Source organism: Bifidobacterium catenulatum PV20-2 (genome assembly GCF_000800455.1).
Taxonomy (GTDB): domain Bacteria; phylum Actinomycetota; class Actinomycetes; order Actinomycetales; family Bifidobacteriaceae; genus Bifidobacterium; species Bifidobacterium kashiwanohense_A.
Genome location: NZ_CP007456.1, coordinates 109,768 through 122,612 on the forward strand (window position 1 = coordinate 109,768; position 12,845 = coordinate 122,612).

The 12,845-nt window shown below is 56.4% G+C and carries 10 protein-coding genes; all 10 read left to right on the forward strand.

The window, feature by feature from the left end:
• The first annotated feature begins 205 nt into the window (after positions 1-205).
• The 10 genes from AH68_RS00415 (at position 206) to ilvC (ending at position 12,628) form a co-directional block, all read left to right on the forward strand.
• Positions 206-1,291: a LacI family DNA-binding transcriptional regulator gene (locus AH68_RS00415; RefSeq protein WP_039196613.1), complete on the forward strand. Its 1,086-nt coding sequence runs from the start codon at positions 206-208 to the stop codon at positions 1,289-1,291.
• 224 nt (positions 1,292-1,515) lie between these two features.
• Positions 1,516-3,030 (forward strand): sucrose phosphorylase, encoded by a 1,515-nt coding sequence (gtfA, locus tag AH68_RS00420; protein WP_039196614.1) that lies wholly within the window; start codon positions 1,516-1,518, stop codon positions 3,028-3,030.
• Positions 3,031-3,169: 139 nt separating this feature from the next.
• A complete protein-coding gene (locus AH68_RS00425) occupies positions 3,170-3,826 on the forward strand; it encodes a YesL family protein (RefSeq protein WP_039196617.1) in 657 nt (218 codons plus the stop codon).
• Positions 3,827-3,836: 10 nt separating this feature from the next.
• Positions 3,837-4,289, forward strand: coding sequence for a hypothetical protein (locus tag AH68_RS10495; RefSeq protein WP_144245672.1), 453 nt, complete (start codon positions 3,837-3,839; stop codon positions 4,287-4,289).
• A gap of 135 nt (positions 4,290-4,424) precedes the next feature.
• Positions 4,425-5,711, forward strand: a complete 1,287-nt coding sequence (locus AH68_RS00430) for an ABC transporter substrate-binding protein (RefSeq protein WP_039196619.1) — start codon at positions 4,425-4,427, stop codon at positions 5,709-5,711.
• An 84-nt stretch (positions 5,712-5,795) separates the two neighbouring features.
• Positions 5,796-6,674: a carbohydrate ABC transporter permease gene (locus tag AH68_RS00435; RefSeq protein WP_236682421.1), complete on the forward strand. Its 879-nt coding sequence runs from the start codon at positions 5,796-5,798 to the stop codon at positions 6,672-6,674.
• Positions 6,674-7,531, forward strand: a complete 858-nt coding sequence (locus AH68_RS00440) for a carbohydrate ABC transporter permease (RefSeq protein ID WP_039196621.1) — start codon at positions 6,674-6,676, stop codon at positions 7,529-7,531. The genes AH68_RS00435 and AH68_RS00440 overlap by 1 nt, the downstream gene beginning before the upstream one ends.
• 331 nt (positions 7,532-7,862) lie before the next feature.
• A complete protein-coding gene (locus AH68_RS00445; RefSeq protein WP_039196623.1) occupies positions 7,863-9,464 on the forward strand; it encodes an MFS transporter in 1,602 nt (533 codons plus the stop codon).
• Between the two features lie 452 nt (positions 9,465-9,916).
• Positions 9,917-11,266, forward strand: a complete 1,350-nt coding sequence (locus AH68_RS00450) for an MFS transporter (protein WP_039196625.1) — start codon at positions 9,917-9,919, stop codon at positions 11,264-11,266.
• A gap of 309 nt (positions 11,267-11,575) precedes the next feature.
• Positions 11,576-12,628: a ketol-acid reductoisomerase gene (ilvC, locus tag AH68_RS00455; RefSeq protein WP_034878339.1), complete on the forward strand. Its 1,053-nt coding sequence runs from the start codon at positions 11,576-11,578 to the stop codon at positions 12,626-12,628.
• The last annotated feature ends 217 nt before the right edge of the window (positions 12,629-12,845 follow it).

The following is a 12,845-nucleotide window of genomic DNA, read 5'->3' on the forward strand; positions in this document are numbered from 1 at the left end:
TACAACGTGATTTCAAGGGAGAAATCAAGGAAAGTCAAAAAACGAAAATCGAAAAAACTGTGGTGGGGGCCGTCAAACGATATACACACCGGACTGTCGAACAGGTTCGAGAGAATGTGAAAATAAGTATAATATCTCGCGAGAGGCGCGCAGTAAGCGCGTGAGAATACAACGATAGAACAGTGATAACGGGGAAGGTGCGATCATGGTCGGCATGCGCGATGTGGCGAAGAAGGCCGGGGTGTCTCTGAGCACCGTCTCGCTGGTGGTGAACGGCAACGGGTACGTATCCAACGACATGCGCGACCGCGTGCGTAAGGCCATGCAAGCCCTCAATTATGTGCCGAACGAGCTTGCCCGCAACCTGTACCACGATCGCACGAATCTGGTCGGCGTCATCGTGCCCACCATCCGTCATCCGTTCTTTGCAACGTTTACCGCACATCTGCAGCATGCGCTCGCCGCGCAAGGATTACGCACTATGCTGTGCTCTACCGCAGATGAGGCGGACGGCGAAATCCAGTATGTCGACATGTTGCGTCGGCACATGATGGACGGCATCGTCATGTGTGCGCACACTTCGCATCCTGGCGATTATTGGACGTCGATTCACCGCCCGATCGTCGCGTTCGACCGTGTGCTTGGAGATGGTATTTCGTCGATCGGATCCGACCACGAGCAGGGTGGGCGACTGATTGCGCAGATGCTGATTCGCAATGGTGCCAAACATGTGGTGATGATTGGCGGTCCGCGAGATCAATTCTTCGATTTGGCTGCGCGCGGAGAAGTTGAGGAAGGATCGTTCGATTTGGGAAAGACCACGTTCCCGACGGTGCGCTACTACCTCACGTTGGAACAGGAATTGACCTCCGCGGGCGTGAAGTATGAGTATATCGAGGCCGGTGAGGTGATGGATTTCGCCGGCTATCATCGTGCGGTTGGCCGTGCGCTTGATGGGGTGGCGACCGATGGCGTCGATGCCGTGGTCAGTTCCGATATTGGTGCGTCGTTCTGCGTGCGCGAAGCGTTGAGCCGCGGAATTTCGATTCCTGACGAGCTGCAGATCGTTGCCTACGATGGCACATATTTGACCGATTTGGCCGGCATGAAACTGACCGCGGTCGCGCAGGATTTCTCGGCGATCGCACAATCGGCGGCCGACCATATCGTGCAGGCGATTGCCAATGAGGAAGTGGCCGCGGCTAACGCCTCACGCAAGAACATCCCCAAGCCGTTCGAGCCGAACGTGCTTATTCCCATGACGCTGGTGCCAGGCGATACCACGCGTTGATGCTGCGCGTTGGAACGCTGAGTGGGGATCGGACAGGCTGGGCTGCGTAGAACACCGCATCAAACCGGTTCGACACGCGCATTTCGCTGCGTGACTGGACATTGATGCCCCTCTCGAGGTAATATCGAACCGGTTCGATACATACGTGAGTATGCAAATACGTAAACAACAAACAGGCAGACGCGCACACATTGCACCCGCGCCCATGAGCCAAGGGAGGTCCCATGAAAAACAAAGTGCAACTCATCACTTACGCCGCTCGTCTCGGCGATGGCACTCTTAGTTCGATGACCGACATCCTGCGCACCCGCTTCGACGGCGTGTATGACGGCGTGCATATCCTGCCGTTCTTCACTCCGTTCGATGGTGCGGATGCAGGCTTCGACCCGATCGACCACACCAAAGTCGACCCGCGTCTCGGCAGCTGGGACGACGTTGCTGAACTTTCCAAGACCCACGGCATCATGGTCGATGCCATCGTCAACCACATGAGCTGGGAATCCAAGCAGTTCCAAGACGTGCTTGAAAAAGGTGAGGAATCCGAGTATTACCCGATGTTTCTGACCATGAGCTCCGTCTTCCCGAACGGCGCCACCGAAGAGGATCTGGCCGGTATCTACCGTCCGCGCCCGGGCCTGCCGTTCACCCACTACAAGTTCGCAGGCAAGACCCGCCTGGTTTGGGTCAGCTTCACCCCGCAGCAGGTTGATATTGACACCGATTCCGACAAGGGCTGGGAATACCTCATGTCCATCTTCGATCAGATGGCCGCATCCCACGTCAGCTACATTCGTCTCGACGCCGTCGGCTACGGCGCCAAGGAAGCTGGCACGAGCTGCTTCATGACCCCGAAGACATTCAAGCTCATCTCCCGCCTGCGTGAAGAGGGTGTCAAGCGCGGTCTAGAAATCCTCATCGAAGTGCATTCCTACTACAAGAAGCAGGTTGAGATTGCATCGAAGGTCGATCGCGTCTACGATTTCGCGCTTCCGCCGCTGCTGCTGCATTCGTTGAACACCGGTCACGTTGAGCCGGTCGCGCATTGGACCGACATCCGTCCGAACAATGCCGTCACCGTACTCGATACGCATGATGGCATCGGAGTGATCGATATTGGTTCCGACCAGTTGGATCGTTCGCTCAAGGGGCTCGTGCCTGATGAGGACGTTGACAATCTCGTCAACACCATTCACGCGAACACGCATGGCGAATCGCAGGCCGCTACCGGCGCTGCCGCGTCCAATCTTGATCTGTATCAGGTCAACAGCACCTACTACTCGGCGCTAGGATGCAACGATCAGCACTATATTGCGGCTCGCGCAGTGCAGTTCTTCCTGCCAGGCGTTCCACAGGTCTACTATGTTGGCGCGCTTGCCGGCAAGAACGACATGGAGCTGCTGCGCAAGACCAACAATGGCCGCGATATCAATCGTCATTACTATTCCACTGCTGAGATCGACGAGAATCTGCAGCGTCCGGTGGTGAAGGCGTTGAATGCGCTCGCCAAGTTCCGCAATGAGCTTGACGCGTTCGACGGAACCTTTTCGTACAGCGCCGACGGTGACGCGTCCATCAGCTTCACGTGGAAGGGCGCAACTACCGAGGCCACGCTCACCTTCGAGCCGGGTCGCGGTCTTGGTGTGGAGAACACCACGCCGGTCGCCACGCTCGCATGGCGTGATTCCGCGGGCGAACATCGTACGGACGATCTGATCACCAACCCACCGGTCGTCGCTTGATCGCGCGTGCATCCATAAATCTGTAATCGTCCTTCTTGTCACCTCTCCTTCAGGAAGGACGATTCGCATTCTGGTTCTCAAGAAATCGTTTTTCCCGAGAATCAGCTGAAATCCAAGCACAAACGGGTAAGGTGAGCATATGTCAAAGATGTCAAAGCTCTTCGATCAAAACAACATGTTTTTCACCATCATGGGCGTGCTGTTCGATCTGATTATTCTCAACGTGCTTACGCTGCTGTGCTGCCTGCCGATCGTTACGGCGGGCGCTTCGTTTACGGCGATGCACGGTGTGCTCTGGCGCATGGTTCGTCATGAGGAAACGTACGTGGCACGACAGTTTTTCGACTCATTCAAACGTAATCTCAAGCAGTCGTTGTTGCCGTGGCTTGTGTTCTTGTTAGCGGCGGTTGTGCTGGTGATTGATGGCATGCTCGCTTGGTCCATGGGGTCGATGCGCGGACCTCTGGTGGCGTGCGTCGCGTTCGTGGGATTGGTGATTATTGCGATTGCGCAGTATTTCTTCCCATTGCTTTCTCGCTATGAGAATCCGACTTCCGTAACGCTGAAGAACGCGACGAAGCTTGCGTTCGGCTTTTTTCCGCGCACGCTGTGCATGCTGGTGATCTTGGCCGCGTTCGCTGTGCTGTATGCGCAGTTTTTCATCTATATGATTCCGCTACTGGTTTTGATGGGCGTTACGTTGCCGCAATACTGCTGCTCGTGGATCTACAACTGGATTTTCCGTCGCATCGACGGTGAAATCGACGCTAAAGGCCACAAAGTAGCGCAATCCTAAAGTTACGTACGTGCAAAAGGCCGTTCTGGGAATCTGCCGGATTTCCAGAACGGCCTTTTCTCATATTCAGCACCTCATAAGAATGTCTGTTTCTGCAGAATCGGACATCCGGGCGGTGTGGAATCAGCAGGGGAGGATGGCGGTGCTGCGGGCTGGGACATGCAGTTGGTTGCTGTCGAAGATCGCGGGGCTGCTGATGTTCAGCAGTACTGGTTTTGCTGCTTCTTGTGTTGGTGAGCCTGCTTGCAATAAATTTTCCGTTTTGTGTGTCTTTGATAATGATTCACCGGTGTATCGCAACGTTGTATATGTCGATAGATATATCGGCGATGATTTTCCGTCATTATGGTCTGTTCGAGGTATATTTGATGCGCTCGAAATGTTAACGTTTGCAATACGTCAATCGATTGACGCGACACGCCGGCAAACGGTACCGTGCACAACGTTTCTCGAACCGGTTTGACGACTATCGAACCGGTTTGATATCCTGTATGCCAAGGACGGAGAAATTCCGACAACGCGAGTCGGAGATTCGCCTCCTTTATCACCTCATTGGGCAGGGCTGCTCAGTGAATAGTGGGTAGAAAGGGATTGGAAAATGAGCAAGTTCTCTTCTTGGAAGAAAGCTGGCACCGCTATCGTCGCAACGCTGATGACCGTTGGCATGCTGGGAGCATGCGGATCGTCGTCCAGCTCCAGCGGCACCAAGATCACCATCTTCAACTCCAAGGTTGAAATCGAAAGCCAAATGGAAGACATGGCTGCGAAGTATTCCAAGGAAAAGGGCGTAGACGTTGAGGTCTATTATTCCAACGACACCGTCGCAGCACACCTAGCCACCAAGTACGCCTCCAAGGATCCGTACACCATCTCCATGGTCGACGCCAAGGACATCTACTCCTTGGCCAACGAGCATGCAATCGACCTGTCTGACCAGGATTGGGTCAAGGACACTGACTACGCCATCAGCATCGACGGCAAAACCTATGGCTTCCCGGTTTCCGTCGAAGCCCGTGGCCTGATCTACAATGCTGACGCCATCAAGAAGGTCACCGGTAAGGAATTCAAGCCTGAGAACTACAAGACCCTTGACGAATTCAAGGATCTCATCGACGAGCTCAAGGCCGGTGGCATGAAGTCCCCGACCGGCGTCATGAAGGAAGACTGGTCCCTCGCCGCGCACTTCCTGCCGGAAGTCTATGAGGAGCAGGAAGACCCGGATGCCTTCTGCTATGAGCTCAAGGACGGCAAGGTTGACCTCGGCTCCAACGCCAAGTGGAACTCCCTGATGGACTTCTTCGACGTGATGAAGGACAACAACTACGCCAAGTCCTCCGCCATCTCCGCCGAGCGTGAGGTGACTGAGCAGAAACTGGCCGAGGGCGAAATTGCTTTCATGTTCGGCGGCAACTGGGATTGGTCCGTGCTTAACCAGTACGATTACACCGAGAACATGGGCCTCATGCCGGTTCCGCAGAACACCGATGACGGCTCCAATGAGAAGCTCGTCGGCGGCGGCTCCAAGTATTTCTTCATCGACTCCTCCGACAACACCTCCGACGAGCAGCGTAAGGCCGCCAAGGACTTCCTGAACTGGCTTGCCGAAGACAAGGAAGGTCAGGAGTTCATCTCCAAGGATGCCGCTCTGATCTCCCCGTTCAAGAACAACAGTATCGAAGCGGCCGATCCGCTGGGCAAGTCCGTGAAGTCCTATGCCGACGAAGGCAAGCTTATCGACAACTACAACTACCTGCCGGATGATCATTACTCCGTGTTGGGTGCCAAGTTCCAGAAGTGGCTTGCCGGCGATGAGAATCGTGCAACCCTCGCCAAGGACATCGAGACCTACTGGAAGTCCGCCAAGTTTACTGGCGCAACCGCCTGAACCCACTAATAAGGCAACATGATGCAAGGTCCGCAGTTAACATCGACTGCGGGCCTTACATCCCCGTCCAGAATGGGATCCATCATGAAACAAAACAAGCTTTCTTATAAGATCAGCCAGTTTCTGATGTTCGGTGGTCCGGCGACGATTCTTTTCTTCGCCGTGGTGATCCTGCCGTTCTTCTATGGCCTCTATCTGACATTCACCAGCTGGGACGGCGTTTCGACAACGAAGCCGTTCGTCGGTCTCGAAAACTACAAGGCGGCTCTTGCCGACACCGCATATTGGCAGTCGCTTGGACGCACCTTCATCTACTCCGTCATCGCCGTCATCCTCACCAACATCGTCGCCTTTCTGCTGGCCTACCTCGTGACCAGCGGCATCAAGGGACAGAACTTCTTCCGTGCGGGCTTCTTCATTCCGAACCTCATCGGCGGCATCGTTCTGGGCTACGTGTGGAAGTTCGTCTTCAACCGCGCATTCGTGGCCATCGCCGAAGCAGCGACGCAAACAGACCACGCATCGCTGCTCTCCACGCCAAACGGCGCAATGCTCTGCTTGATTCTCGTTTCGGTCTGGCAGTATGCAGGCTACATGATGCTGATCTATGTGGCAGGCTTCATGAGCGTTGACCAGAGCCTGAAGGAAGCGGCCATGATCGATGGCTGCAACAAGGGCAAGGCCATGTGGCACGTGGTCATCCCGCTGATGCGCTCCTCCTTCGTTCAGTGCATCTTTCTGAGCACCACCCGTTGCTTCATGGTGTACGACCTGAACCTTTCGCTTACCAAAGGCGAACCGTTCAACCAGTCGGTGCTCGCAGCAATGCACGTCTACAACCAGGCATTCGTTTACAAGAACTATGGCACCGGTCAGGCGGAGGCGTTGGTCCTCTTCATCGTCTGCGCAGTGATCGGCATGCTGCAGGTGTACTTCGGCAAGAAGGGTGAGGTGGCAGCATAATGAAGGGTCAAGTCAGCACTCGTACCAAGGTTCTGCATGCACTGATGATTGTCGTTCTGACGATGATGCTGCTGCTATTCATCGCACCGTTCATTTTGGTCGTGATCAACGTCTTCAAGACCAAGGCGGACATCAACACCGCTCCGCTAGCACTGATCGGCAAGCACGGGTTCACCCTGGAGAACTTCCCCAGGGCAATGGACAAGATGAACTTCGTCACCGTGTTCGGCAACTCCGCGATCATCACCATCAGCGCAACCATACTGACCATCCTGTTCTCCGCGATGTGCGCATACGTGATCGTGCGCAACCCCTCGTGGAAGTTCGGCGGCATAGTGTTCGCACTCATGGTGGCCTCCATGGTCATTCCGTTCCAGGTGCTCATGGTTCCGCTCGTTTCCGTCTACGGCGGTCTGCTTGACGTGTTGAACAGTCGTATCACGCTGATCCTCATGCACACCGGCTTCTCGGTTTCCTTGGCGGTGTTCATGTTCCACGGCGCGATCAAGACGAACATTCCGAACGAGCTTGAGGAAGCGGCCAGCATCGACGGCTGCTCCAAGTGGCGCACCTTCTGGACGATCGTGTTCCCACTGCTCAAGCCGACCGTCGCCACCGTCGCCATCATCGACGCCATGGCGTTCTGGAACGACTACCTGCTGCCGTCCCTGGTTCTGGGCCGTCGCGAACTGTACACCATTCCGATCGCAACCCAGATCTTCTACGGCACCTACTCCAACGATATCGGCCTGATCATGGCGGCCCTACTGCTGGCCATGCTGCCGATCCTCATCCTGTACCTGTTCCTGCAGCGCTACATCGTTGAAGGCGTGACCTCCGGCGCAGTCAAGGGCTAATCGAACGGTACGGAATCCGCAATCATAACTGAACAGACTCACACAACCGGTCCGGATGCGAAGCGATAATCGCATCCGGGCTTTTCTTATGCGATATCGATTCTTATGCGATATCGATATTGAGATTGCCATCGCATGTTTCTGCTTTCTGACAGGACGTATTGATATGGTTGATTTCGCCGAAAGAATCGCTCGAATGCACTGTTGCAGTGCGTCCGGGCGATTTTCATATGTGCTGAATATCGTGTGACATTTCGAAACGAGCAACGAAATAGAAGCAAGAACGAGAAGCGACGATACAAAACAGGAAAAACAGGAATAGAAACAAGAGATGACTGAAGATAATCAACATAATGCAGGTGAGCAGCAGACTCCAATGCAGCCGCAGCCGCTGCCGGGCCAGGTGTTCGTGCGCCCCGGTATCGATGACCGTCCCGATTACGAAAAAACGCTGACCGAAGAGACCAAAGCGGCCCTGAAGCGCTTGGCCGTACAGCAGAATCCGCGCGTGCCCGAGGCCTCCAACGAACGCCCGGAAGTGCAGCAGACCCGCATCAACACGGAAGGTGGCTCCCCCCTGACCGCGTTTGCTCATCTTGACGCGGCCGTGCCGAACCTCGAATCGTCGTTCCTCGACCTGCGCGACCCGATGACCGCGCCCGACGGCACCACGCCCACCAAACCGCAGGTGCATCGCCTCACCGTCGGCTTCGCGCTTGGCGCGCTGCTGTTCACCGCGCCGATGGCCGCGCTCAACTCCGTGCTCATTCCGCAGACCATCAGCCGTCTTTCCGGCACCAACCGCGTCACCGATCTGGCGCTGCTCAGCATCGTCGGCACGCTGCTGACGTTCCTGATGAACGCGTGGATCTCCGTCGGCTCCGACCATTCGTACTGCCCGCTGGGCCGCCGCACCCCGTGGATCATCGCCGGCACGGTGCTGACCGCCACGTCGGTGGCGATTCTTTCCGCATGCGATTTCATGCCGTTGGTCATCGTGTTCTGGCTGTTCACGCTGATCGGACATGCGATGGTGTCGATGCCGCTGGCGGCTGCTTTCGGTGAGCGCGTGCCTGACAAGTTCCGTGATCGTGCGGACGCGTGGCGTGGCGCTGGCCAAGCGTTCGGCCAGGTGTTGGGCATTATCGCGGCCGTTTCGCTTACGTGGGCCGCCGACGATTCCGGTTGGGATGGCACCACGCGTTTCGCCATGATGGTGTTTGCGTTGTGCCTGGTGGTGGCCGGTGTGGCTACATTGCTGGTGTTGCCGTTTGAGGGTTCCAGCAGCTATTTGCCTCGTGAGGGTGTGAAGAAGGGCGATTATTTTTCGCAGTATCGTCCGCCGAAGGGCGCTCCGAAGTTCTTCATTGCGTTTGCCGCGCGCATGTTTGCCATCGCAGCCACTTCCGGCATTGCGATTTACCAGTGGTATCTTGCGCAGGATGGTTTGGGTGATGTTTCGCAGGTCGCCATGTTTGGTTTGTCCGGAGCGGCTGCGGTTATGTCGATGATGGCCGTTGCCGCGTTCGTCGGCTCGCTGTTGGCTGCGTTGCTGCTTGGCCGCATCGCCCGCGCTTTCAAGGATTCCCGTATTCCCGCGATTGCCGCCTGCTTGTTGTTTGTGGTTGCCGTGGTGCTTCCGTTGACGCCGATCGATAGAGCGATGGCAGTCGCGCTGTATGCGCTGTTTGCAGGTTTCGCGTATGTGGTGTATGACGGCGTGAGCCAAGGGCTGAATCTTGCGACGTTGCCGGATGTGCGTTCCGTTGGTCGTTCGTTGGCTGCGTTCAGTTTGGCGAATACGTTCGGTTCGTTGATTGGCGCTGTCGTTTGCGCGATTGCGATTGCGGTGACTGGCGAGTATCTGCTGATTTTCGCTGTTGCCGCTGGTTGCATGGCTGTTGCGGGCGTGCTGACGTTGCTGCTGAAATGATTTGGATGACCTGAGATAATCCGAAAAACGAATATCAAATTCAAAATTGCGCGTCCACATAGTGAACCTTTAGTAGAAAGGGTATGTGGACGCGCTTATCTTTACGGCTTAGTTCGAGCGGATCGCCCGCCGAATACAAGACTTTGCGAAAGGAGGTTCGCCACGATGAACGGAATGGTTGCACGCGTACTGCTGTCCGCACGAATTATTATTCCGCTTTCGTTGGCGGACTGATTCGAGCAATGCAGCTTCAATCCCTCGCCAACGGAGGCAGGGTTTGAGGCGCGCAAAACACACACGTTGATGGCCCTGCATGCTGCGGGGTCTTTTTGTTGCCGCCCACAAGGCGTAAGGCAACGAAATGAAGACTGCAAACAAGAGAATAGAAGAAAGACGTTATCGGCGCATGTTGGGAGCCGGTAACGCGTGACAGACGTAACAGGAGTAATCCAATGAGTGCAGTCGAAGCAGCCGCTGGCAAAGCGCAGGCAATGGTGCGCGATTCGGTGAAAACCGTGATCGCCGCTTCCATGGTCGGCACCGCCATCGAGTTCTACGACTTTTACGCATACGGCACCGCCGCTGCGAACTATTTCCCGAAGGTGTTCTTCGGAGACACCACCAATCCGACCGTCGCGCTGCTGGCCAGTCTGCTGACCTTCGCCATCGCGTTCATCGCACGCCCGCTTGGATCCTTGGTGTTCGGCCATTTCGGCGATCGTATGGGCCGCAAGACCACGCTGGTGGTTTCGCTGTTGACCATGGGCGTCGCCACGTTCCTGATCGGCTGCCTGCCGACTTATAGCCAGTGGGGCATTGTGGCTGTCGCCGCGCTGTGCCTGTGCCGTTTCGTGCAGGGCATCGGTCTGGGCGGCGAATGGTCGGGTGCCGCTTTGGTGGCCACCGAGAACGCTCCGGAAGACAAGCGTGCGCTGTATGGCTCCTTCCCGGAATTGGGCGCTCCGATCGGTTTCTTCCTGTCGAACGGCACCTACTTCCTGTTGGAAACGTTCAACGATGACGATGCGATGCTGGCATGGGGTTGGCGTGTGCCGTTCCTGCTGTCCGCAGTGCTGGTGATCGTCGGTCTTGTGGTGCGCGTGCAGATGGAGGAGACTCCGATCTTCCGCATGGCCCAGGAACAGAAGAAGGTCGTCAAGTCTCCGCTGACCGAAGTGTTCAAGAAGAGCTGGAGGGAAGTCATCCAAGCCACGTTCCTGGTGGCCGTCACCTACACGCTGTTCTACACGCTGGCAACCTGGTCCCTCGCTTGGGGCACCAAGACCGTCGAGCAGGGTGGCGGCAACCTTGGTTTCACCAATCGTGAATACCTGCTCATGCTGATGCTCGCCATCTGCGTATTCGCCGCTTTCATCGTCATTTCCTGCGTGAACGCCGATAAATTCGGCCGCAAGCGCGTGATCGTCATCTCGTCCTGCTGTCTCGTGGCATTCGCTCTGCTCTTCCCGTTCCTGCTTGATCCGGCGGTCGTCGGCCAGCGCAACTTCGCTGCCAGCCTGCTGTTCCTGTGCGTCGGCTTTGCACTGATGGGCACCGCTTTCGGTCCGATCGGCGCGTTCCTTCCGGAACTGTTCGACGCCAACGTGCGTTACTCCGGATCCGGCATCGGCTACAACCTGGCAGCCATCGTCGGCGCGGCATTCGTGCCGACCATTGCCACTTGGCTGTCGCATCATTGGGGCGTCCACTCTGTCGGTCTGTACCTCGGCGTGATGGCCGTGTGCTGCCTTGTCGCGGTGCTGAGCTGCAAGGAGACTAGGGATGTTGATTTCACCAAGTGACCAATCGCCAAGTGCCGTTTAACCGGCTATTCAGCGACGTGTCAAGATGACATCGACGCGTAAGCCTTATTAAAACGTTTGACGCGAATATAACCACTATGTGAACGTCAGCAAGCAACATAAAGAAAGCGGGACTAAAACAGTTCCGCAGGAGAGGCGGGGTGGTTCCTCGGACACAATCCGGGGGGAGTAACCTCCTAGGAACCATCGCCCGCTGTGAACAACCGAAACAAGAATTAAATATCGCGAGTTTGTTCGGGAATGCAAGTCCCGAATCGCTATAAAAAGAAAAATAAAGGAGCGCCTATTATGGCAGCAACTATCTGGTACGAGAAGGACGCCGATCTGTCCGTGTTCGATGGCAAGAAGGTGGCCATCCTCGGTTACGGTTCCCAGGGTCACGCCCACGCGCTGAACCTGCGCGATTCCGGTGTGGATGTCGTCGTCGGCCTGCGTCCTACCTCTAAGTCCGTGGAATACGCCAAGGAGCAGGGCCTCGAGGTTAAGCCTGTTGCCGAGGCCGTTGCCGAAGCCGACGTTGTGATGATCCTGCTGCCTGACCAGTACCAGGCCGCCGTGTACAAGAAGGACGTTGAGCCGAACCTGAAGCCGGGCGCTGCTCTGGCTTTCGCTCACGGCTTCAACATCCACTACGGCTACATCAAGCCGTCCGAGGATCATCCGGTGTTCATGGTCGCCCCGAAGGGCCCGGGCCACATCGTGCGTCGTGAGTATGCCGCCGGCCGTGGTGTTCCGGTCGTCGTGGCTGTGGAGCAGGATCCGGATGGCAAGACCTGGCCGCTGTGCCTGGCTTACGCCAAGGCTCTGGGCGCTCTGCGTGCAGGCGCCATCAAGACCACCTTCACCGAGGAGACCGAGACCGATCTGTTCGGCGAGCAGGACGTGCTCATGGGTGGCATCAACCACCTGTGCGATATGGGCTTCGATGTGCTGACCGAGGCTGGCTACCAGCCGGAGATCGCCTACTTCGAGGTGTTCCACGAGCTGAAGATGCTGGTGGATCTGGCCAACGAGGGTGGCCTGAACAAGGCTCGCTGGAGCTGCTCCGACACCGCTCAGTACGGCGATTACACCTCCACCGTCATCACTGAAGAGACCAAGAAGCGCATGCAGTACCAGCTCAAGCGCATTCAGGATGGCTCCTTCGCCAAGGAGTTCATGGATGATCAGGCCGCTGGCGCTCCGAAGTTCAAGGAGCTGCAGGAAGAGTACAGCCACCCGCACCTGGAGACCGTTGGTCCGAAGCTGCGCGCTATGTTCTCTTGGAACAACCAGACGGACGCCGATGCTGATATGGCCGAGTCCTTCAACGGCAAGATCGCTCGTACCCAGGTTCAGTGATTTCGCCTGATTTCGAGCTGAGAGCCGGAATCTGAAGTTAAGACCGTCGCCCGATTCGTTCGGACGGCGGTCTTTTGCGTTGTGTTGGCTCCTTTTGCCGCGCTGACAGGTGTTCGGCGCGATGAATCGGGTTTTTCGTGTATGGGGGTATGGTTTCTTCTGGTTTCTGTCGATTCGGTGCCCCCTTTCCTGTGTTGGCTGGTGATTGGTGGTGAGG